Here is a 24,304-nt window from a genome sequence, read left to right as displayed (position 1 = left end):
CAGATCATTTACGGTTATCGGATCAGGTTCACTACACCTTTCTTTTCCACACTGGTTCCATCTTTCAGTACAAGGTGACATACATAGATGTACACACCGGAAGGCATCGCCTTACCTTTGTAGGTGCCGTCCCAGCCTGTTTCCTGGCTGTTGGACTCAAACACCTTCTCACCCCACTGATCAAAAATGGCTATGTGTATTTTGCTGATGATGTAACCGTATACTTTCAGCACATCATTCTTCGCATCATTGTTAGGTGTGAATGCATTCGGGATGTAGATACCGTCTGGCAATGTTTTACCTTCTGCCGGATCTGATATCTTTTCTTCGCAACCTTTTACTTTCACGATCAGTTTCACTGTCTGGTTAGGCTGCAGGCCAGACACCAGGTGTTCCAGACCTTCTCTTCCGGAAGATGGCAGCGTCCAGTTGAGGCCACCATCCAGTGATACTTCATAACCCGTAGCATTAGGCACAGCAGCCCATTTGAAGCGGATCAGATTTACGCCGATCGTATCTACTTTCACCACTGGTGTAGTCAACAATGGCAACACATGTACAATGGCTTTGGCACGCGTTGCACCCGGACATCCATGGTTGATGGCTTCGAGATAATAGGTACCACTTGCACCAATCGCTGTAATCGTATAGGTGTTACCGGTATGCAGGAGATTACCACCAGTTTGTGCATCGTACCAGTTATACAGTACACCGGCTTCCGGATCTTTTACGGCCAGTGATGCATCAGAACCACTGCACACGGTCATAGAATCCTTCACCAGTACCGCAACGCCAGGTGTATACACTTCCACGTCCTTGGTAGTATCACCGATACAACCTTCAGCCGCCACGATGTTGAGTTTCACTTTGTAGATGCCCGGTTTGCTGAAGGTTTTGGTGGTGTCTTTACGGTAACCAGATGTAGCGTCACCGAAGTTCCAGGTCCACTTACTGATAGCAACGTTGTTGCTGGTAGTAGCGTTGCCCGCAAACTGCGCCACATCACCTACGCAACCGGAATAGGTAGTAGTGAAATCCACTACCGGAGCTGGTATCACCTTGATAGGCAGTACAGCTTCGAAACTATTGCTGCAGCTTTCTATATCCGGATGTGAGATACGGATAGGCACGTTGTAGATACCTGGCACAGAGAATACATAATCATCCGGCAATACATAACGATAATATTTCCTTTCGTTGGCAACGATAGAATCTACCGGCACCGGATTGTTTTGTACTACGTCTACCGCAGGAGCCATGTTTTTCACCTCGCTGAGTTTCCAGGTAATAGCGGTGGGTTTCACCGGTATCAGCATGGAGAAGCGGAACGGCGTTTTCACGCAGGTATAAGTGTTGTTGCTGCCACTGGTTGGATTCAGCACGTTGCTGAAACCAGGCAGGATATTGAGGTTCTTCACCAATGTTCCGGCATTGTAACCGTAGCTTTCCACACTGCCCAAGCCATAGGTAATGGCTGTAAAGGCGGAATCACTGGACACATTACATTGTGCAGGCGCAGCCATCCACCTTTTTACAACCACCGTATAACCGTTCAGGTTAGGGTGAGGATAGGTGTAATCATAGATAGTACTGCCGTCGATCAGTAAAGAACTCAATCCTCCTGTTGGTATGATGAGGGTCAGATAGTTACTTCTGATAGATTCCAGGTTGGTGCGGTAAAGACCTACCGCTTTGATACCCTGTTCCAGCGGGCTGATATAAATCATTTCAGGGTCACCATCACCACCTGTATTAGGACAATAGCCACTGGAAGCCATATACTGCGCCACCATCACCGGCTGATCAGCTTCGATATAATCAGCTGTATTACTTTCGTACTGATAGTATCTGTTATCAACCAGCGTTGTCCGCTGTTGCAACTGACCATTCAGTTTCACATTGGTGCTGGCATCTTTCACCATAATGCGGTATATGTTCGTCATCAGTGAGTTGGCACCACTGCTGTTTGATGTAGGCGCTGTCAGGTATTTTTTACCCCAGGCCTGTGAAGGGAAGTTCTGTTGTATATGGTTGTCCCCTGAGCTTCCCGGGCTGCCACCACATCCGATGCCTGTACGGCTACTGCCGGAGAACACCGCCATCGGATAACATTTACCATCGCTGTTAACGATTGATTTAACATGGCTGCCGGTAATGTCATATCCTTCTGAACCGGCTTTTAAGGCGCCTAATACCTGATATACTTCTCCTCTGTTCAACGTCACGGTAAAGGTCTGTTTGGCAGGTCTGCCACCCAGGGTAGGCACGCTGGGCGTGATTTCCACTGTTGTGTTATCATATTCTGCCATCACATAGAACCAGGAATACGTGTCTGTACCATAGTTCTGACGGGAAGAGATTGCATAATAATCGTAGGCGTAAGTACCCACCGGCAACAACATGGTAGCACCTGAAGATGCACTGCCATAGATATGTGCATAGGCAACAATGGGCACATCACTTTCGATACTGATACCTCTGTCAGACCATCCTTCGTCCAGCAGGCGGGCATCATTCATACCTATTTTAGGCAGTGTTTCAGTAGTAATGGTAGTATTGGCCGGGATACGATAGGTACGTTCCCAGGTAGTACCATTGATCTTCACGGTTACATTGGACGAATCCTTCGCATTCAGGTACAGCACCATCTGCTGGCTGTTATCGCCGGTAAAGAACTGATGGTGACCATAACCTACCCAGAAGCGGGTACCTCTGTTGGAGCTGTCTGCAGGCTGCAATAATTGCGGCGTGTTGGAACCTCCATTCAGGCCGGTGAATTTATCGAAGTAATGCAGGCTACTATCCCTGATTACCTTAGTGGATGTATTGACTAAGCTCAGTGAATCAACGATCCATTTGTCTGTACTGTCGGTTCTTGCCAGTCGGATATCTTTCTGTCGTTTGATATAACCTTGCCATGGATCGAGATAGAACTGCTGGATATTGAAGTTGTACACACCACTGGACGGAGTTACGTCTACATCAGTATAGAAATACATAAAGTCAGTGCCAGGGGCGATATTCGGTGGTTTCACACCGGAGTAGCGCCTTACAGTCATGTTAGACGGTAATGTGGCATTGTTCCAGGTGATTTTGGTAACGGTATCGGTACCAAACATAAATGTCTGGGTAACGCCAGGCGCCGGTACTGCCGGGAAGGCAGGCAATGCCGGTGGCACTGAAGTGGGCAGGAATTCATAAGCACCCATATCCGGTACACCTTCCTGCAGGGTCACAGGCCTTGGATCACCATTCAGGTCTTTGTTGTTATTAGGCACCTGTACACCACGGCCATGGATAGCCCATACTTCCGGATCGGTAAGCTTCGGATGCAGATCATCAGGACTAACAAAAGCCGGTTTGTACACGATGGAATAAATATCCAGTCCGCTGCCGGTACGGTAAGTGGCCAGGGTTCCATAACTGGCGGCAGGTGTGTTCTGACGCACCAGCACAGAGCCGGTAGTGTACAGTGTATTGTAATCGCTGTTGATATAATTCGGATTAGCGATATACATGGCCCTGCCGGTATCAGCCGCGAAGATGTTGTTGCGCACCTTCACCGGTGAAGCGGAAGAATAACTGTGCGAGAAATAAGCCGCATAGTTGTTGCTGGTGCTGGTAGAATTGTTCAGCACACTGTTGTTGAGATAATTGAGGTTATTACCATACTCACTGTAAATACCATACGAATTAGTAGCGGTAGTACGAATACTTACCACGTTGTTCACCACATCGATACGGTTAGTGGAAGTGAGGGTAAGACCTCTCAGCTCTCCTGTATTACCGGTACGTGCATAGATCTCATTACCGTTAACGGTACTCATAGATCCTGCAGGTGGCTGGCAATAATAGAGATACACGCCATATATTTTAGAAGCGGTATTGCTGCCGTTGATCTTATTGCGTACTATGCTAACAAGAGAGTCAAGTTCTTCGGCGTAAATACCATAGGAAGTAGAAGCCAGCGTACCACTCAGATTGATAGTGTTTTTGCGGGCCAGCACCTTATTTACATAAGAAGTATAAATACCATAGTTGTAAGTGCGGTTGATGGTATTACTGTCAATGGTTATACCCGGAGAAACGACACTGTAGGTGTTGGTCCAGTAAACGCCGTTAGATCCTTCAGTGATGGTATTACCAACAATCACATTGCCTTCACCGGTAGTACCACTGGCATATATGCCGGCACTGTTGGTGGTGGCGGAAGTCGCCACTGGCAGGGTGATGTTACAGTTTTGTATACTATCCCAGGACGCACCCTTGGCAAATTCAATGGCACGCGCGTAGGTAGTGTTGATAGGTTTGAATGTGATTGTTTTCCAGGTCACATAATTCACACTATCCAGTTTCAACACATAATTGAGCGCTGATGTACCGTTGTAGGAAATGGTTACATCGGCTGCATTACCGGAAGCGCTGGTGAAGGTCACCCTGTTGACAGCAGAAGATCCGGGTATTTTACGCATGGTCAGCTGTTCATTATAGGTACCATTGGCGGCGAGGAACCACACAGGACCTGCGATACCACATTCCAGTTTGGATACCACACTGGCAAATGATTGGAAGTTGGTAGTACTGGTGGGTAACGCCGGGTTGATGGTATAAAAACCGGACAACAGCGGATCGTTCAGGTTAACAGCCACCGGTGTAGAATACACGGTATCCCTGTTGCTGCACACCACCGCACAACGGAAGTATTTTTCTGCTCCGGCCACAGTATTAAACAGGCTGACATATTGAGTGTCACTCACATTTTTCCATGGGCCTGTGAGGCTGGCAGCTGCCTGCCACTGATAGGTCTGATGACCACCTTTACTGTTACCGGTGAGGTCCAGCTTAATGGCATCACCCATACAAACAGGTGTAGTAGGAACTACTGTAGCAGCACCTGCTACTGGCGGAGAAGTACAATCCGGTATGCTGATTTCATAAGCACCCATATCCGGTGTGGTAGTACTTCTGGTAACGTTCAGGATGTCTGTGGTTACGCCTACCGGTGTACCGCTGTTGTCGAGCGGAGAGATAACAGGGGCGAAATTACCGCTGGCCGGATCTGCATATACAGGAGACACTGCCAGGGAGTTACTGTCGAGCTTAGCCCCTGCACGCCAGTCGGCGAGGGTTACATAGTTGGTGCCGTTATTACCGGTATAGGCGGTATTGCGGGCACTCTTCACAAAGATATCGTTGTAATCAGACTTAAAGTCGGTGCCACTGGTGATAGACAGACCAGTTCTGCTGCCACCGCCGGCACGACTGATGTCGAGGATGTTATTATAGAAACGGATACCTGATGGAGAGCTGGATTGATACAAGCCGGTTGTTTCAGCGTTACCTGTATTCAGGGCATCATTCAGCGCTACGGTATTGTGGTAATACAGTGTAAAGCTGCTATTGTAATTGTAGAAGGCACGTTGTGTACCTGCACCACGGATATCATAGATAAGGTTATTGATAATCCGGGCAGGACTTGCCGCAGTAGCGCTGGCGCTGGTAAACTCAATACCATAGAAGGAGTTGGTTGTTCCCTGCGTTGCGTTAAACAGGGCATGAATGCGGTTACCATTGAGTACCACACCATCTCCCCTGCTGCTCACACTGATACCGTAGCTGGAATAAGATATGTTGATACGGTTCTGGCGGAAGATATCGTTGTGATCTACCACTGTGTTAACTGTGTTAGACAACGAAATACCATATGAATAGAATTCACGGATGGTATTGTTTTCTATCCGGTTATTGGTGGGTGGAGCCGCATTAGCGCCATAAATCACCACGCCATAATAACCACCGAGGATATTATTGCCACGCACCACGTTGCTGTCGCAAAGGTTATTGGTGCTGGTGCTGACGCTGCCATCACCACCATTGATCACAATACCTGCCAGTCCGGAGTTGGTGGAAACAGTATCTACCATTATGCGGCAACGGCTGATGGTATTGTTATCGGCATTATTGAGGATATGCACGCCATAACCATTACTACCGCCTCTGGCATCTATCACCAGGCTATCGAAGGTAACGTAGTCGGCTGCACGAAGTTTGATAACAGCCCTTTCATTATCATCTGTAGCAGCAAAGCGGATCGTATCACCGTTACCGTTAAAGGTGATGGTATTAACAGATGACATACCGGAAATGGAATCCAGTATCAGCTGTTCCTTGTAAGGACCGGAACCTGGTACTACGTTGAATACCACCGGACCGGCGATGCCGCATTCCATGGCTGCCTTGGCAGCATTAAAGCTGACGAAGTTGGTAGCGCTGGCGGGTGCTCCCCTATTGATGGTATAAGTACCACCCGGGAAAGCAGGATTTACAGTCAGCAGTACCGGCGTGCTATAAGCCGTATTACCGCTACAGGTGACAGCCACACGGTAATACAGTGTAGTCGTTGCCGTGATAACCGTATCCGGATTGGTAAGCGGATTACCTACCGCGGTATAAGGACCTGCGGCAGTAGTAGCACTCTCCCATTGATAGGTTTGTCCCAGCCCGATACTGTTGTTGATCAGACTGAATGCCACTTTACGGGTTACGCATACGGGCGTTGCTCCCACAGTAGCATCGCCGGCCAGTGGCGGCGTGACACAAGGGCCTGGTGTGAACTCATAAGCACCGATGTCTGGCGTGGTCGTGCTGCGGGTATTATTGTTGATATCAACAGCGATGCCCACCGGGAATCCTTTGTTATCAACAGATGCACTGGTTGGTTGATAATTTCCCGAAGCAGGTCCTGCAAACAACGGATTAGAAGCCAGCGACACAGTATCCTGCGATGAAGCAGTCTGCCAGTCGAGCAATGTGCTGCGATTGGTTGTAAAGTAACCGGTATAACTGGTACCACCCGGCGCCGACATAAAATAGATATTATTGTTGGCATGAATGGTACTGGTAGTGGCACTGAAATATACAGCATACTTGCTGCCGCCACCACCGCGGGTTACTGCAATGATGTTATTGAGAAATTCAATACCATCTGCTTTGGTAGTCTGATAAAAACCTCTGGTGGTATAAGTGGTCGAGCTGGTGGAAGTACCATCCAGCGCAATGGTATTATGATAGTACCATACGTTGTCAGAACCGTAGTTGTAGATACCATAGGCATCGCCTTTACCGGTAAAGTTGTACATCAGGTTGTTGGACACTACGTTTTCCAGTTGCGTAAATGCTTTGGCACTGGAGAAATAGATACCATAACTGGCACTGGTACTGTTGGGAGATCCGCCGAAAGGATTGGTGATCCTGTTGCGGGTGATATTGGCTTTCGTGTTGAGACTGGATAAATAAATACCATAGAAGGTAGACACGACAGAACGTGCAGGTCTGCTGATGATATTATTTTCAACTAACGTGTTAAATGATCCGCTGATATTAACACCAGCATAATAGAATTCGGTAATGGTATTGTTGGTGATACGGTTGTTGCCATTGGCCATCGTGCTGCTGCCAGACATGGTAATACCGTAATAACCACCTACGATCTTATTGTTATTGAATGTATTAAAATCGCATTTGGCATCACCGGAAATAGTGGAAGATGTATAAGAACTGCTGATCACGATACCGGCGTAGTTACTGCTGCTGGTAGAAACAGAATCCACCAGGATGGTACAGTTGCTGATGGTATTGTAATCGGCATCATTGGTGAGGAATACGCCCCATCCATAACCGGAGCTGCCACTACCTTTGGCTTTTATCACCAGGTTATTAAAAGTGATATAGTCAGCATCATCCAGCTGTATCACTCCTCTGTTGGAAGAAGTACCGTTGAATGTCAGCGTATCTCCGTTACCGTTAAAGGTGATGGTATTGGTAGCGGAGGCGCCAGGTACGGGTTTGATGGTGAGTTGTTCGTTGTAGGGGCCGGAGCCTGCCACTACATTGAATATAACTGCAGCATTGATACCACATTTGAGATAGTTATAGGCATCATTGAAAGAAGCAAAGTTGGTACCACCTGTGGGCAATCCTTTGTTAATAGAGAAAGTACCACCTACCAGTGATGGAGAGGTTACATTTACGCTGGTAGAGTTGGCACTCTGGGTGCTGGCTGTACAGGTCACCACACAACGATACCAGGTACTGGCAGATTGTGTACCGGTATACTGGCTGTTGGTGGCTCCTGTGATGTTGGTCCAGGTGGCATTGTCGGCTGACTGCTGCCATTGATAGGTAAGTCCGGACGCAACAGTGGCGCCATTGAGTCTGAGGTTAAACGTGGAATTCAGGCAAACGCTGGTAACATCTGTAGCTGCTGTACCTGCTGTAGGTGTGCCTGTACAGGCAGCAGCAGGCACCCAGGTAAATACGATATTGGGACGGGTGGTCATGGAACCATTGTTGGTGGTACTGGTAGTACCGCAGAGGTTATCTTCATCATCCGCCCGGTAGGTATGGGAAGCATTGAACGAAAGGCCGGTGGTAAACGGAACTTCAGGGTTATTGGAGTAGAAGGTGCCAGTGGTGCTGATAGGCGAACCGCTACAAACTTCTACGATAATGTTGTCCGTTCCATTCCAGAAAAAATTGCTGGTGAACGGGAAGCTGTTCACTCCCGTTACAGGCGCGTAGTCTGCGGGAGTTCGTACCACGGTAGCACCGGGTACCCAGCTGTTGTCATCGAGGGTACTGACGGTCGTAGTGCCAATACTGATGCCATACTGCTCTATCAGGTCGGTACCATTCAGGTTTTTAACCAGGAATTTGATACCGGAGATAAATCCCGGCCCCATGCCGGCGGCCGTCAGTTCTGAAGCTTTAAACAGGTACTGCGCCCTGTTCCCTTCATAATAATCCTGCAACGGACAGGGATATCCGGTACTGGAGTTCCCTGTCGGATCATTGCCGATGGCGACGTCGGTTTGTGCTGACAGCCGGAAGGCCAGCATCAGCAGTAAAACCAACATGACGGAGGTTTTGTGAATAAACGAAAGCGTATAATTTCTCATATAAAAAACTATTTGCTGATTTTTCAGAGGGGTTTAACAAGGTTATCTGAACTCCCAGGAGATCCACGATTTCCCGTCTTTGGCGCTGACCATATCATAGGTAGCATCACTGGTCTGTACCAGGAAGTACCCATTCGGGTCGGCCATCAGGGCGCGGCTTTTGAGCACCGGCGTATTGTTTGCCGGCATATCACCAAAAAGTCCCAGGTCTTTGAAGATGATACGGCCATCAGTGGTAAACGTGGGCGCACTGTATAGCACACCGTAGCTAAGTGTGGATTGGCCATCTTCCGGAACAACAATCCCGAAGGCATCGATACCAGAACCCGCTTCAGGCCAGTAGGTAGCATCAATAAAACCAGGCAGTGAGCGTATGCCAAAGGCATCGTCCACACCATTTACATGGAAGCCTGTTCCCGTAGTCCAGTAACGGCGCTGATTAACCGCAAACTGATACCAGCGTTTGGGTGCTGTGCCATCTATGGCAACAGGACGCACGGTTTCGCTGATACTGGCGGGCTGCCCGTTAACGGCGCCTTTTACAGCAGCACCATCCCAGGTGAGATTATCGAGGCTGCTGATAGTGGTGGTACCATCTGTAAGGGCAGGAGAAAGTGCGATGCCGCCTGGCGTGTAGTAGTAACCGGTAGTCATCTGTTTTACCTGTCCGTTGCTCACCCAGGTAAAAGTGATCCGGTGTGTCAGCGGGTTTACTTCCACATCATATCTGCCGGTACTGGTCGTCAGTCTGCGGAAATAGGTCAGTATCCTGCTTACACTGTCAATGTTACGGTTGATACGATGCTGATAATAATCGCTCTGGTCCTGTTGGGTAGCTTTTACCAACACAGCCTTGCTTTTGTTGAAGCGGCCGGTCAGCAGCAGGGTATCGCCTGCCATGCCATTGATGGCAAATTCAAAATCAGATCCCAGACCTTTTCCGTAGTTGCCGCCATTCTGGCCAGCGTCCGGATCACAGAGTACATGGAGATAGGAATAGGTATCAAACAGCAGACTTGGCTGCTGCAGGGCTTTAAGGCGCCAGCTGCTTTCCTTCATAGTAGCTGTGGTGGACGGGTCAAAATCACTGAACATCTGTACCCGGTTGGAATCATTAAAGCGGAAATAAAAACTGTACACCGATTTAGGTGTACCACCTGGATATACCAGGGCTTTCCAGCCATAGGGCGACTGGGTCAGTATACTCTGATAACGCTGGATCGTATCATTGATCCGTTCATCAGGAGACTTGTCGAACAGCGGATCTGTTTCTTTCTTACAGGAATATATTCCGGTAAGGACCAACAGTAAGCATAAAAGTTTTTTTCTCATACCAATATTTTTCTACGTTGCCGGCGTGACAGTTTTAATACAAAAGCTTGTTAATTTCTTTCCTGGTGCGGGTTTGCAGGCTATAAAAATCGATATGCCATACCGTCTGGAAATAGCTCACCACAATAGATTCCTTTTTGCGGAGGCGGGCGATGGCGTCTGCCTGGGAAGTGCCGTTGATACTGAATCCGGGAGGAATGCTATTCACGATTTTGTCAAACCCGGCCCTTCCTTCTACCAGCATCGTGGATATCATCTCCACAAAATCATCATCATACCCTGACATGGCATAAGGCGTCACAAAACCATCCTGATGTGCAGCCATATCATTGATGTTATTCCAGTTGGCCGTATAAAGTCCGGCAGTCACGCGTTTGAACTCTACCGGATACATCACGGTCTGGTGAAGGATATGTCCGAACTCGTGTTCTATTACATGGAACATCTGTTTTACATTGGCAGAATCGGAGGGTTTATAACCAGGCATATCTTTGGTCATAAAATCATTGACGAGGTAAAGCACCACTTTGCGGCCACCTTCGGCAGTACCCAGTGTGATGGTTCCGTTTTCGTTCCAGCTGGCACTTCCGCTGAGGATAAAGAATTTGGGACAGTAGCGGCGGAAGAACAGATCACCGGCTTCTGCGATGTAAGTGTTCATCCATACCTTTTTAATGGCACTCATTACCGGGATCACCTTTTCCTCACGGGGAGGCACCAACGTTTTATTCAGTTCAAATTCGAACTGGTCCCATTTATATTTTACGGCGATGTTGTAAGGAATGGTAAGGGTATCATACAACCAACGGTCCAGCGGGCCTTTCACCCAGGTATCGCCGCCCAGACCAGGAATATCTTCTACCTTACCCAGATCATCTTTCTTGCTGCAGGACACGAGCAGAAAAAGAGACATAGCGAGCAAAAAAACTTTCATATACAGCGATTTTGATATTTCGAATGATATTATCTAGGGTTTAATTCGATGCCGGAAGAGGTGGCAGACTGCGGTATCTGGAATACGCAGCGTTTATCGCCGGCTTTCAGTTCCAGCACCTCCCCTTCCCGGGTAGTGTGTACTACGGTCATTTTATAGCGTTGCAGATCAAACCAGCGCATACCTTCCTGCAGGTATTCTGCCCGTTTGAAATCCAGGATAGTATGTATCAGGCCGTCCTTTTCACTGGCAATGCCGTAGAAACTGCGGATAGAGGCTGTGGTAATGGTATGTGCAGCCGGGCTATAGTTGCGTATCCGTTTGCTGGCAAAGAGGTTCAGGTCTTTCAGCGCGGCAGCTGTTTTGCCCAGGTGCGTATTGGCTTCTGCGCGATTAAACAACACTTCTTCTGTAGTAAACAATGGCACCATCACATAGGGCTCTCCGATAGTAGCGTTGACAGAGGATTTCACAAAGTATTCAGAGAGCTTGGGCACGAAATAATTCTGTGAGCCGGTGTAGTATACCGGATAAGCCCAGCGGCCACCAGTCACATTATACCCCAGTATCTGCACTTCATGGGCATAGTCGAGGTCATAACGATATTGCCCAACATAACGACCATAAAGGGATTGTGTTTCCACGAGCAGCAGGTTGGCGTTCTCCTTGGCATTGGCATAGAGATCGAAGAGCTGGTCCGGTGACATACTGCTGTAGTTGCTATTCCAGCCACGCATATTGCTGGCAACATCATTGCTGGCAAAAGCCTGGTCAGCAAATTCCACCACTTTAGCATAATCTTTTTTGAAGAGATAAAAGCGGGTGGCAAAGGCAAAGGCAGCGCTGCGGTTAAAATGATAACGTGGTACACTGTAGCCTTCGTCGCTGATCAGTGGCAGCCCTTCCAGCAGGTCTTTCTCTATCATATCGTATACATAGGCTACTGTCTTACGTTCATATTGTTTGATGACTACTGTTTCCGGTGCGGTCACGTAAGGAATACCTGGTGCAGCTGCTGCTGTGGCTTCATCATACATCTCTGAAAAAATATTCACCAACATAAAGTGGGCGTAGGCTCTGGCCACCAGTGCTTCTCCGCGCTGGGCCGTATATTCTTTCGGGTCTGCAGCTTTACCGCAGGCTTCCAGCGCCTGGTTGGCAGCAGCGATTGCTTTGTAGCAGGCCGTCCAGTAAGCCTCAGGAGAATCCTGCTCAATAGATTGTATATCCTTGAACAGATAGGCGTCCTGGTTAGGACGGCTGATCACGCCGGCACCTTTATCGGCCACGTTATCAGACATGGCTTCGCACATGGCGATGTAGGAAGACTGCGGATAGGCAGTACCCAGTAGTTTGGATACCTTGGCGGGTGTGCTGAGGTCTGTCCAGGTGCTATCAGGCACCTGTTCCAGGTATTTACGGCAGCTGCTCAGGGTGAGCAGGCCCATGGTCAGCATGGCCATCGCCAGCGGTTTAATAAATCGTTTATGCGTACAGGTTATATATCTCAGTTCCATAAGTGCGTTTTTAGATACCAACTTTGATTGACAAGGTGAATTGTTTCTGGATTGGCTGTGCCACACCACCGGAGTTGAAGAACTCAGGGTCCTGGCCCTGGAGTTTTTTATCCGCATAGATGAGCCATGGATTGATGGCAGCGCCGCTGACCGCCACATTGCTGAAGCCGATGTGGCGGATCAGAGAAGACGGCAGCTGATAGGTCAGGGACACGGTTTTCAACCGCACAAAATCTCCTTTGGCCACCCTTTCCGTAGAATAGTTGTAGTTATTGTAAGGATAGGCGCCCCGGATCAGTGTCTGCTCATAAGCATCCAGAATAGAAGGAACACGGGTGGTCTGTTGATCGCCCGGCATTACCCAGCGGTCATAAAACTCTTTAGGCATTGCGTCCAGGTCGGAGTAAGCTGTCTTAAACGCAGGATAGAGGCGGATTTTATTGCCCCATTGATAGGTAAAGAAGATATTAAGTGACAGTCCTTTGTAGCGGAAGGTATTGGAAAAACCACCGGTTATCGGCGGGTCTACCGCTCCTTCGTATACAAGGTGGCCTGTTTTGAGGTCCTGCAGGTTTACATCCGGACTTACCTCACCATTCTGATTGATGAAAGAAGGCACGCCGGTTTTGGGAGAAAGGCCCTGATACTGCAGAGAGAAGAGGCTGTGTACCGGATATCCTTCCCTGTTGCCGCCTTCTGCCACTACCAGGTCGAAGATGGCCGGAATATTTTTAGCATTGGTGATTTTGTTAGTATTGTAACCGAAGGTGACATTGGCTTTCCAGCCCCAGTCCTTTTTGCGCACCACATCACCACCTACCAGCAGCTCCAGCCCTTTGGAAGTCATATCAGCATAGTTGGCTGCTTTGTACATTTCACCACCGATGCCGGATGTTTTGATAATGCTGATCAGGTCGAAACTTTTACGGGTATAGAGATCGAGGGAGAAGTTGACCCGGTTGTTAAAAAATCCGCCGTCCAGTCCCAGGTTGGTGGTGTACAGTTTTTCCCAGGTGAGGTCGTCATTCTGCAGATGTGAGAGGCTTATCACAGACTCCACTTCATTGAGGTGTGGCCTTCTGGTGTTGATGGTCTGATATACGATGTTGGAGTTGGTAGCCGGGCCCATACTGGCGGTGAGGCCATAGCTGGCACGGAGGGTGAGGTAGTTGAGCCAGGCTGCTTTTTGCATGAAACGCTCCTGCTCTATGTTCCAGGAACCGGCAACGCTCCAGGTGGGGAGCCAGCGGGCTTTGCGTGACTGTCCCAGTCTGTTGGAACCATCATAACGACCGGTAGCGGTGAGGTTGTATTTATTATTGAAAGCATAGGTGCCGGAAGCATAAAAAGCCGCAAAGCGGTCATAGTCACGGCCCATGTTGTAATAAGGGAAATTGCTTTCAATGGTTTGTTTCAGGATACGATAGTCTACGAAGGGTGTACCACCGTTGTCGTACTGATAACCATAACCTGTATTGGAAGCACTTTGCCGGTCGGCATATTTTACTTGCTGACCGACTAACAGGTTGATATTATGTTTTCTGGCAAATGTGTCCGTATAGACGAGACCGTTACGGAAGTCGAAGTTCATCAGCTGGTCTTCCGTGCGGTTGTAGAAACCGCCGGCAGGCAGCACGATAACCGGCTGCGCATCGGGATCGTCGGGGTTGCGGTAGAGGAACTTATTGTTTCTGGCGATGGTAGCGTTGCCGGCAGCACGGTAAGCGTTGGCCATATTGGCTTCTTCCGTGATCTGGTGTTCGCGGGATGATTTCACGTAGCGGATGGCGCCGGTGAATTCATAACGGAGGTTGCGGGTCAGCTTCCAGCCCAGATCGCCCTGCAGGCGGAGGTCCATCATGTTCAGGTTGAGGGAGTTGTTACGCAGCTCGTTGATGATGTTAAACGGTGCGAAGTTCCGTCTGAAATATTCGAGGTGTCCGTTCTCGTCGTAGGCGGTGAGTGTACGGCTGGTATTGAGGGAATAACTGAACGGGTTGATATCAAAATCGCGGTCGTACTGTCCTTCTACCGGGTTGCTGCTGCGGGTGAGTGCGCCGGGAGCTTTCTGCTGGCGTACGGAAGCCAATGCAGAGAAGCCGGCAGAGAGCCTGTCGGAGAACTTGTAAGTATTGCGATAGTTGAGTGTATAACGATTTACTTTATCTGCCAGTGTCCAGCCGTTGTCGCTGTAGAAGCTGGTAGAGAAGTAAGATTGTGATTTATCGGTACCGGAGGAGATACTTAAAGAATGTTCCTGTACGAAGTTGTTGCGGAACAGGAGTCCAAACCAGTCGGTATTGGCATTGGCATAACGCAGCAGGAATGCTTTCATGGCAGCGGGATCATTGCGTAGCGGGAAGTCGCCGTCTTTGTTGGCGTCCAGCTGTTCGTATAATTTTCCGAATACGCCGATGTCACCACGGGAAAGGATATCCGAAGTGAGTATGCCTTTACGTTCGAGTTCAGCCAGCACAGACATCTGCTGGCCGGAGTTCATGATGTTGAAGTTTTTGTAGGTGGGTTTCAGCTGAGTGCTGAAGTTGCCGCTGTAGGCGATGACTGGTTTTCCGGCGCGGCCTTTACGGGTGGTGATCACTACTACGCCGTTCATGGCGCGGGCGCCGTAGAGGGCGGTGGCGGCGGCATCCTTGAGGATATCGAAACTCTCGATATCGTTGGCATTGAGGCCGGCCACGGCGGAGCCCAGCAAAGTAGTTGGGTCTCCGCTGGACAGCTGATCGTTGGAGATATTCACCACATCTTCGAGAACAACTCCGTCCACTACCCATAGCGGTTTGTTGTCACCGTTGATGGAGGTAGCTCCGCGGACCCTTACTTTGGGCGCGGTACCGAAGGTGCCGGACACGTTTTGTACGGCCACTCCGGCCACACGTCCTTCGAGCATACGGCTTACATCCGTGATGCCGTCGATTTTCACGTCTTCGCCTTTGAGTCTGGTGGCAGCACCCGAGAACTTGCTTTTGTCTATACTTTGAAAACCGGTCACCACCACTTCCTGCAGGCGGGTTGGTTTTTCTTTGAGGATAATGGTAAGCGCACCGCTTTTAAATTCGCTGGAGTGCACTTCTTCCATTTTGTAGCCGGTGAAGTTAAAAACCAGGATGGCATCGCTGGCCACTTTTTTGATTTCAAATTCACCTTTGGCGTTGGTAGTAGTGCCTCTTCCGGATCCTTTCACCAGGATGGTTACACCTGGCAGCGGTTCTTTTTTCTCGGAAGTCACAATGCCTTTGATGTCTGTAAGCCGGGGGGTGACCTGCCTCGGAGTACTGACGGTAAGGGATGCCATCTTTTTGGCAGCATCATGTTTGATCACGATGCGGTCGTAGATGACGCTATAGGACAACGCATAAGGTGTCAGTATTTTATTCAGCAGGTCCCCTACTTTTTCGTTGCGGGCGGAGATGCTGATTTTATTGGCATTGAGCACTTCGCTGCCAACATATACAAAAGACACCTCGGCGAGGTTACTGATTTTTTCCAGTGCATCTTTCAGTATTACATCGTGCAGATGTAAGGTTATTTTTTTATCCAGTGCATCCTGAAGGTCCACAGCTTGTGCCTGTATATGTAGTATAGACAGGAACAATGTTATAAAAAGTGTGTAGTGTCGGGTCTTTCTAAGCATAATAAATAAATGTTTGTTCATTCCGGGCAATAGGAATCCCTATCCGGTCATTTGGCGAAGCCGGGCAATAAAGGGTCTTCTGCTGTGCAGTGATAATTATTAGTGTCTAATTGACAATTATTAGCCTGATAAGCAAGGTATAGTCTGTGTCATATAGCGATTTAGTTCGGTTGTGAAATGAAAAAGTTTATGGGAATGTATTGGCAATAGGATGCCCTGTTGAAAGAATACAGACGTATTCCATCAAGGCAGATAACCAGGGATGAGAATCATTTCCGGGCTAAAAGTTAACAGGATAGCTTACCAGCAATACACTTATTATTTCTATAAGTCAGGTTAATTGCTACAACAAAACAAGTATTTCATCTTGTCTATGATTTTGGTTAACGGTTATCTTTAATTGGTTATTATCGGCAATTGCCATCTACTATCATATACCCGTTTCCGTTAGCATCTTTTCTAATCTTGGCATTCAAGGTCACGGCAATTAATGTTAAAGCTTGTTGCAGGTCATCTGCAGTATTAAAGTCCCCGTAAAAGTTACACTGTTCCAGCTTTTTTTCGGACCTGAGCGGTACATTATAGAACCGTTGCAGGTCGTTGAGCACCATAGTCAGGGCTTGTCCTTTGTAGACGAATTTTCCGTTTTGTTTTTGGGTGAAAAAACGGGCATCGTCTGTTGCATCTGCCAGCTGCAGTCCTTTGGAGGCGGGGTGATATACCGCGCTTTTGTTGGCACTGAGTACCAGCGGTTTGTGACTGTTTGTTCCGCCTTCATTGGTATTTACCTGTACCATCCCGGACACAACTACTACCTTGGCAACTTCCCTGTTACGGGCTTCCATATTAAAGGAAGTTCCGAGTACGGTGGTATTGATCAATGCAGAAGAAATGATGAACGGGTGATGGCTGTCCTGGCTTACTTCAAAGAAGGCTTCTCCATTGAGCTGCAGGGTCCTGTTTTTTTTTCCAAAATTTTCCGCATAGGTGATACTGGAACTTTTTTCCAGGTATACTACAGAGCCGTCGGGCAATGTCACTGTTTTCCGGGCGTTACCGCTGTTTGTCACGAGTTGTTTTACCTGTTGCTGTATCACCAGGTACCAGGAGGCACCGGCTACCAGGATTATTGCAGCTGCGGCGGCGATTTTTCTTCCGTACAGCGTAAAAATACCTGGTTGGGTAATACCAGCACGGCGGTGAATTTTTTTCAGCAGCAGTGCCGACAACCGTTCGTCCAGCAGATTTTTTACTTCAGGGCCTTCCGCCTGATAATATTCTCTTGCTACTACTTCAAGGTCAGACAGATCGTTTTCATCCAGGTACTGTAGCATCCATTCCTGCTCTGCGGCAGACCAGTTCTCCGTATGTAGCAGTTGTCTGAGGTATTCCTTTCTGTTGTGCACTATCGTGACGGTTTAATTTAAATACGCAGGTTGATAAAATGTGGGGGGGTGATTTCCGGAGAAAAAACATATTTTTTTTATTCTAATTCATTTCATGTAGATATTTATTAGTTGGAAGAATTGTGATGTGTGAAAAAAAAGAGAAAGAGGACAATGTATTTGTGGTCACCATTGCGAAGTATGTAGTCGTTGAGTTTAATCATGGCTGCAGACAGATGTTCTTTAACGGTATTTCGGGAGATATTGAGTTCACTGGCTACTTCATCATAGGTTTTGCCTTCCAGCTTACAACGGGTAACAATAGTCCTTTTTTTGGGAGATAATTGTGCAATCGCCTGTTCGAGGAGGTTATACTGCTCTTCGTCCATATTTTTACGGTCCAGCATAAGCTGGTCTTCCGGTCCCAGGTCAAGCAGATTTTTATGTAAAGCCTGTTCTTTCAGTTTTTTACGCATCCAGCTGACTGAGAGGTTAAAACTGATCACAAACAACCAGCCACCTACCGACTGCTCAGCCTGGATTTCCCGACGCTTCTCCCACAACCTGGCAAAGACTTCCTGCAAGATGTCTTCTGCTACTGCAACATCTTTCACAAGTTTGAGGATATTCCGGTATACGGCCTGATGATAACTTGTATATAAGCTGTCAAAAGCGCTCACGTCGCTGTTACGGAGCCGTAATACCAATTCAGCATCTGTTTTATTCATATCTCTTCTTTTATATAAATCATACCGTGGAATACAATTTATATGGCTGAGAAAAAGCCAGGTTTCTCATACAGTGGCCATTCATTTCGACCGTATAAATTAGTAACAAATATTATTATTTAATAATTAAATTCGTATTAGTTATAATTATAAATTATTATATACATAGTTAGAGCTGATAGTAAAAAACCATTGTTTAAATGTGGCGTATCTTTGGGGTACATCCATTTAAACTACAAGATATGACAACGCAGAAAAAAACCATAGGACCCCTGCGTGAAGACGAGCTTCAACCGGATGACATCATCAATCACCACCAACAACCTGTACCGCCCAAAGGCAATCAGGACGAACAATCACGCAGAACAGACTCTTCTGAAGACCTGCTGAATGAAGAGGAATATGATGAAGAAATTGATGAACTGCTGGAAGAAGAAGATAAACGAGAGGCTGCCGCTGAGGCAGCCATGGAGCCAGAAGAAAACATGGAACAGGAAGAACAGGAGAACGTAACAGACGAAGAGGAGAAAAAAGATGAAGCTACAGACGAAGCTACCCGGCTGAAGATTTATTAAAACGGATGATTCTCATAAAAGCGCAAAAAAGAACAGCGCAAACAAAACGCTTTCCATCGTTGCGCCGGAAGCATTTTGTTTGCGCTGTATTTATCTACAGCAGGTTATCTCAGTAACGCAGCAGCACACCACAACACCGGCGCCTGCCCATGCATATCACCGGTAATACGGCTACGATCAAGGTAATATTGCCGATCGTTTTTCTTGTTGGTACCTTCACATACTTCCCGCACATCCGCATGCTCATCGATATAAGTAACTAATGCCATCCAGGCCTTCCTGGCTGCCGGCCCATAAGTAGCCGCATCCAGCCAGCCGTTTTTCACACCGGTGATCATCGCAAAGGTGAACATACCAGTACCGGACGTTTCAGGCCAGGACTCCGGATCATCGATCAGCTGCCGCCACATACCATCAGACGCCTGGTACTTCAGCAACGAAGCCATCATGATCTTATAGCCTTTCATGATACGTTCGCGGTTAGGGTTATCTTTAGGCAATGAACGCAACAGCTCACTCATACCGGCTGCCATCCAGCCATCGCCACGGCCCCAGAAATAAGGCACATCCGGTGCATGATAAAAAAGACCATTGGGTTGCTGTAATGAATCCAGGTATACTACCATCTCGCGCGCAGCGCGGTTAATATATTCCACATTACCAGTAGCCCTGTAAGCCTGCGATTGTACCGCCGTGATCATAAACATATCATCTATCCACATCCTTGTCTGCCAGGTAAGTCCGCGGTCATAAAACCCCTGTGATTCAGGCTTCACACGCGGCCCTTCCGGAGGTCCCCACTGCTTGTCGGCAAAACGTTGCCCCATCTCCAGATAACGGGCATCTTTGGTTTGCATGTATAACTCCAGCGGCACCGAACCAAACACGGTGTAATCCACATGGTCGGGCACGGGCACCAGCTTTGATTCTGTAGTGAACAACGGCTCAAAACGCGTAGCCAGCTGTTGTGTCAGCGCTTTATCACCGCTCTCGCGGGCAAACGCCAAAGCACCATACCAGGTGCATACTTCCGGATAGTTAATACGGGAAGGCGGTGCTGGCCGCCCGAAATTAGCATGTGGTGAAGCCACAAAACGTGCTGCCACACGCTTACCTACTTCTTTGGGAGAACAACCTTTCGGAAAGTGGACCAGGTCCGCTGCTCCGGATTTTTTTTGTGCTGAGGCTGTGTGAGTGCTGATCACGAGTACTGTCAGCAAGCCTGCCATCATTGTTTTCATATAGTGGATTTGTTTTGACTACTGAACCGTTTGCGTTTCATAAGCAGTATAAAAAGTATCAATCGCTATTTTAACCGGTTTATAAGCTGTTCTATACTTAAAGGGCGTACCAGCCTGGTAACCGGGCAGTTTAAGCGAAGCCCTGAACTCCATCGGGTCACGCGGCAGAGCAGGCACACTGTCGGCCACCTGCGTGAGCGTTGTTTCCACACCAGCCGTATTGGTATATACCACTTCCACCTTTACCACCTGGCTATTCACCCCAAACCACCAGATAGTGGTTTCCTTTTTGGTGGCATCATACTTTGCAGACCGCACCGGACGGTTGGATAAAGTTGCCGTGTAGGCGTCACCGTAAACATTACCGATAGCTTCTTCTTTCACTGAAGAGTGGCGGGCATTATCGTACGTATATACCTGGAAAGTATAAATATTTTCCGGTAATTTATCCAGTAGCAGTTTCACGGTGTCTACGCCACCGGTACGTTTTACCGCCACCTCTGCAGAATCGCTTCGCTGATTCCAGAACACCCGGCACCTGGTAATTTTAGGATCAGAAACCAGATACCAGGACAACAGCACCCTGTTTTTGCCTGGAAATACTTTCAGAGAGTCTACCCTGCCGGTATAGATGATTTCACCTCCTTCCAGGAACTGTTTGTAGGTATCGTCCATTTTGGTGCAGGCAGAGAAAGCCGCCATCACAGCGCCCAGGAGCAGACTACCTTTCACCCATCGATTTATATGTGTCATCATAAAATTCTTTTGATTATTGTTTGATTTGTCCCCAGATAGCTATTTCACTGATATGCAGATGTCCGATGATACCATCGATGGCGGCCCAGCTGTCGATATGTTTCCAGGCGATATATCTTACTGCTGGTGTGCCGATGGGCAGTTCGTATTCCTGTCCGGCTGCGGCAGCATCGATGTCTTCATTGGAGTTCTGGCCTAACGGCAGCCCGGAAGGTTTCTCCATAATCTGATGATCCAGTTTCACCCAGCTGTTGACATCCATAGGGTTGTTGGTGCCCCACAGCTCCCATTCATGCGGATTTCCATGGTTGTAGATATATCCCGCCTGACGCTGCCAGATCTTATAGCGGCTGATCACCGCTTTCACTCCCAGGTCTATCGGAATCCAGATAGGTACGTCTTTATTTTCCGTGGTATGAAATCCTTCGTTGCCAATCACCCCATTCCACATGTTTTCAATAGGCCAGGAAGACAGATTACCCGGCTCTACGATCTGTACACCCGGTGTTTTAGGCAACGGCGCTACCTGCGGAATCGGATATTTTTTCTTCATAGCGCTCACAAATTTGTTCCTGTCCAGCTGTTCTTCGTATATGGGTGTCAGTTCGAATTTGAGTGTATCGCTTTTGTTGTCCCAGCGGTCTTTTACATAAAGGCCGAACTGCTGTTTTACCGGCTGCAGGCCTCTGACAGTAAATCTGCCGGAATCCAGACCATAATAAAAGTTGTTGATATTACGCCATTCCTTTGCTTTGGGATCATAGAGCACGGTGCCGATCACAATCTTGCCTCTGTCGAGATTGCTGAACTTAACCTGTAAACCACCAAAAGCTTCCGTTACCGCTAAAGATTTAAACACCTGCCAGATAGCGGGCGGCAACGGTTTTACCTTCACCTCCACCGGTATAGAAGAAACTTCACCCCGGCTCACGGCAAACAGTTTCACCGTGTGAAAAGCCGTATCACCAAAGCCTTCTACCCTTATCGATCTTTTGAAGTAAGAAGATTTAGCTTCTTTCTTTTCTCCATTAATCTCAAATTCTGCGCGCACATAAGACAGGTTCTGGTCATCCGGCAGTGAGTAGGAAATTTCAGCAGCACCAGCCTGTGGCACTACACTGGCATTAGACACAGGACCAGGGGCTGTTTTGTCGTTGGAAACAGGCATCATTTTATCTTCCTTGCAGGCATACAGGATGGCAACGGAGAGGCAGACAGCTGTTGATAAGATTTTGAAATGTTTCATTTCAGTAAGTTTGAGTGTCATGAAAAAGGATTACCATCCGGGGTTCTGTACAAGGTTTTTGTTGATGATCATTTCGGCATTTTCTATAGGCCACAGGTAATCCCGCATACCGAATCGCTGGTTAAACAGCAATACTTCCTTATAATAAGACGGTGCAGCATTTTGGGTGATATCCCATCCTTTGATTGGGTTGTTGAGCGCTACGTGTGCGGTTTTCCATCTTCTCAGGTCCCAGAAACGTTGTCCTTCAAAACAAAGCTCGATGGCTCTTTCCTGCTGGATAATTTCCCGCATACCTTCTTTGGTAGTGTATTTAGTGGGGTTCTTGGAATAGTTGGTCCAGGATTCTTCTACTGATTTTAATCCGGCGCGGGCCCTCACCAGGTTGATCCACTGGGTGGTACCGGCACCGGGGCCATTCACTTCATTGAGTGCTTCAGAATACAGCAGGTACAGGTCGGCCAGCCTGATCTCGGGCCAAGGATAAGTCACCAGGCCACTGGCGATGTTACCATCAGTGGCCGCACTGCTTTCTATGTTTACTGTTTTCTTCACCCAGTAACCTGTTACAGAATAGTTACTGATACCTCTTCTGGAAGCTATTTCAGTGGCTCTGCCCTTTACGAAATACAGGGCGCTGTCTTTGTTGTAGTTGAGTACCCAGTTACCAAACCAAACGGCACGGTCAAATGCCACATCTGCATAAAAACGCGGCTCGCGGTCGAAATGCAGCTCTACTGTTTGCTCACCACTGCGTACATAATATTTCTCTGTATTGGTGGCCGTTCTCAGCACATATCTTCTGCTATAGTCCCAGGTACGGTCTTCGGTAATGGGCACACCATTTTTGGAGTAAAACATCTCCACCATTTTGAGGGTGGGCGCAATAATCCCTTTAGGGCCGGAGGTGCTGGCACCGTTGGCGATCAGCGGCATAGACCAGCGCTGCATATCGCCGGCAGTGCTGTTGGTATTGGGCCAGATCACTTCCGTGTTGTTCTGTTTATCGGTCATGGCTGCACGAATATCCAGCTGTGTTTGCAGGGTATCATTGATTTTGTAGCCGAAGTTGCCCGGGAAATGGTACAACGTATAGCCGTTGGCCTGACAGAACTCAATGGCTTCTTTACAGGCCAGTGCTGCCCGGCTCCATTTTTCAGCGTTGTAAGAAGTGGGAAACAGCTGTACACCGCGGTTATCCACCATACGGCTGTAGTCGGGATTGCCGTTGAAGAAAGGGCTGGCAGCAGTCACCAGCACTTTGGCTTTCAGTGACAGTACAATACATTTGGTGATACGGCCCAGCTCTGTATTTTCGGTACCTTCCAGTTTGTTGGGTAGAAACTCACTACTGGCCGCTTCATCCAGCAGCTTCACGATATAGTTGATACAGGTATCCACCGGCTGACGGTATATCTGTACTTCATCGGAACCGGCAGACACCGGCAGATTTTCTTTTATCAGCGGAACAGGGCCATAGCAGCGGAACAGGAAGAAGTGATAATAAGCCTTGAGGAATTTCACTTCTGCAATCCATCTCTCTCTTTCATACTGTCGCAGTTCTCTTACCTTACCGATGTTGGCCAGGAAAGTGTTACAGTCGCGGATACCCACAAACAGGGAAGTGCCACGGGCACTGCCGCTCCAGTAGTTAGCCAGCGGGCTGGTCATGCTTTGCAAGCCTTTCGCGATGTTGAAGAAGGTAGGGTCCACATCACGGATAGGATCATCGTACCATACTTCGTCGCCACCATTAAAAGCAACATTATCGTTAAAGTGCCCGTTTTTAGGCATGTAGGAATAGCAGGTAAACAGGTATTTTTCTGCAGAAGTACGCAGGGTAAAAGCATTATCGATAGTCGGTACGTTGTCGGGCACCACGTCCAGATACTTGCTGCAGGAGCTCAGCCCGGCTATCAATACAAGCGTGATCAGTATTTTATATCTCATTGCTGTTTTTTTATTAGTGTCAGATGCACAT

At 48.1% G+C, this 24,304-nt stretch carries 12 protein-coding genes; 1 reads left to right on the top strand and 11 read right to left on the bottom strand.

What is annotated here, in order from left to right; translation table 11 throughout:
- Positions 1-14 precede the first annotated feature (14 nt).
- From DF182_RS18505 to DF182_RS18475, 7 genes are all read right to left on the bottom strand, one after another.
- Complete coding sequence (locus tag DF182_RS18505) at positions 15-8,915, bottom strand: Ig-like domain-containing protein (RefSeq protein ID WP_161964180.1); 8,901 nt, start codon at positions 8,913-8,915, stop codon at positions 15-17.
- Positions 8,916-8,999: 84 nt separating this feature from the next.
- Positions 9,000-10,289 carry a DUF4302 domain-containing protein gene (locus tag DF182_RS18500; RefSeq protein ID WP_113617314.1) on the bottom strand — a complete coding sequence of 430 codons (1,290 nt, stop codon included), beginning with the start codon at positions 10,287-10,289 and terminating at the stop codon, positions 9,000-9,002.
- Between the two features lie 34 nt (positions 10,290-10,323).
- Complete coding sequence (locus DF182_RS18495) at positions 10,324-11,223, bottom strand: zinc-binding metallopeptidase (protein ID WP_113617313.1); 900 nt, start codon at positions 11,221-11,223, stop codon at positions 10,324-10,326.
- A 29-nt stretch (positions 11,224-11,252) separates the two neighbouring features.
- Positions 11,253-12,740 (bottom strand): RagB/SusD family nutrient uptake outer membrane protein, encoded by a 1,488-nt coding sequence (locus DF182_RS18490; protein ID WP_245957483.1) that lies wholly within the window; start codon positions 12,738-12,740, stop codon positions 11,253-11,255.
- 10 nt (positions 12,741-12,750) lie between these two features.
- Entirely contained in the window at positions 12,751-16,392 is a 3,642-nt protein-coding gene (locus DF182_RS18485) for a SusC/RagA family TonB-linked outer membrane protein (RefSeq protein ID WP_113617312.1), read from the bottom strand.
- A gap of 407 nt (positions 16,393-16,799) precedes the next feature.
- Positions 16,800-17,798 (bottom strand): FecR family protein, encoded by a 999-nt coding sequence (locus DF182_RS18480; protein ID WP_113617311.1) that lies wholly within the window; start codon positions 17,796-17,798, stop codon positions 16,800-16,802.
- Between the two features lie 107 nt (positions 17,799-17,905).
- On the bottom strand, positions 17,906-18,505 hold the full coding sequence (locus tag DF182_RS18475; RefSeq protein ID WP_113617310.1) for an RNA polymerase sigma factor: 600 nt from the start codon (positions 18,503-18,505) through the stop codon (positions 17,906-17,908).
- 242 nt (positions 18,506-18,747) lie between these two features.
- On the opposite strand from DF182_RS18475, the gene DF182_RS18470 reads away from it, so the two are divergent.
- Positions 18,748-19,080 (top strand): hypothetical protein, encoded by a 333-nt coding sequence (locus DF182_RS18470; protein ID WP_147243476.1) that lies wholly within the window; start codon positions 18,748-18,750, stop codon positions 19,078-19,080.
- Positions 19,081-19,184: 104 nt separating this feature from the next.
- On the opposite strand, the gene DF182_RS18465 is transcribed toward DF182_RS18470, so the two are convergent.
- The 4 genes from DF182_RS18465 to DF182_RS18450 are packed head-to-tail and all read right to left on the bottom strand — an operon-like array spanning position 19,185 to position 24,273.
- Positions 19,185-20,321 (bottom strand): glycoside hydrolase family 88/105 protein, encoded by a 1,137-nt coding sequence (locus tag DF182_RS18465; RefSeq protein ID WP_113617308.1) that lies wholly within the window; start codon positions 20,319-20,321, stop codon positions 19,185-19,187.
- 18 nt (positions 20,322-20,339) lie between these two features.
- Positions 20,340-21,077, bottom strand: a complete 738-nt coding sequence (locus DF182_RS18460) for a DUF4998 domain-containing protein (RefSeq protein WP_113617307.1) — start codon at positions 21,075-21,077, stop codon at positions 20,340-20,342.
- Positions 21,078-21,090: 13 nt separating this feature from the next.
- Positions 21,091-22,323 carry a DUF5000 domain-containing lipoprotein gene (locus DF182_RS18455; RefSeq protein ID WP_113619628.1) on the bottom strand — a complete coding sequence of 411 codons (1,233 nt, stop codon included), beginning with the start codon at positions 22,321-22,323 and terminating at the stop codon, positions 21,091-21,093.
- Between the two features lie 30 nt (positions 22,324-22,353).
- On the bottom strand, positions 22,354-24,273 hold the full coding sequence (locus DF182_RS18450; protein WP_113617306.1) for a RagB/SusD family nutrient uptake outer membrane protein: 1,920 nt from the start codon (positions 24,271-24,273) through the stop codon (positions 22,354-22,356).
- Positions 24,274-24,304: the final 31 nt, after the last annotated feature.

The sequence above is a fragment of the Chitinophaga flava genome (assembly GCF_003308995.1).
Taxonomy (GTDB): Bacteria; Bacteroidota; Bacteroidia; order Chitinophagales; family Chitinophagaceae; genus Chitinophaga; species Chitinophaga flava.
This window is presented reverse-complemented; position numbering and strand designations above follow the sequence as displayed.

Coding starts and splice junctions, on each gene's coding strand:
- DF182_RS18505 (WP_161964180.1), bottom strand. CDS start 8,915: ATGTTGGTTTTACTGCTGATGCTGGCCTTCCGGCTGTCAGCACAAACC.
- DF182_RS18465 (WP_113617308.1), bottom strand. CDS start 20,321: ATGAAAACAATGATGGCAGGCTTGCTGACAGTACTCGTGATCAGCACT.
- DF182_RS18460 (WP_113617307.1), bottom strand. CDS start 21,077: ATGATGACACATATAAATCGATGGGTGAAAGGTAGTCTGCTCCTGGGC.
- DF182_RS18490 (WP_245957483.1), bottom strand. CDS start 12,740: ATGGAACTGAGATATATAACCTGTACGCATAAACGATTTATTAAACCG.
- DF182_RS18495 (WP_113617313.1), bottom strand. CDS start 11,223: ATGAAAGTTTTTTTGCTCGCTATGTCTCTTTTTCTGCTCGTGTCCTGC.
- DF182_RS18450 (WP_113617306.1), bottom strand. CDS start 24,273: ATGAGATATAAAATACTGATCACGCTTGTATTGATAGCCGGGCTGAGC.
- DF182_RS18500 (WP_113617314.1), bottom strand. CDS start 10,289: ATGAGAAAAAAACTTTTATGCTTACTGTTGGTCCTTACCGGAATATAT.
- DF182_RS18485 (WP_113617312.1), bottom strand. CDS start 16,392: ATGCTTAGAAAGACCCGACACTACACACTTTTTATAACATTGTTCCTG.
- DF182_RS18455 (WP_113619628.1), bottom strand. CDS start 22,323: ATGAAACATTTCAAAATCTTATCAACAGCTGTCTGCCTCTCCGTTGCC.
- DF182_RS18475 (WP_113617310.1), bottom strand. CDS start 18,505: ATGAATAAAACAGATGCTGAATTGGTATTACGGCTCCGTAACAGCGAC.
- DF182_RS18470 (WP_147243476.1), top strand. CDS start 18,748: ATGACAACGCAGAAAAAAACCATAGGACCCCTGCGTGAAGACGAGCTT.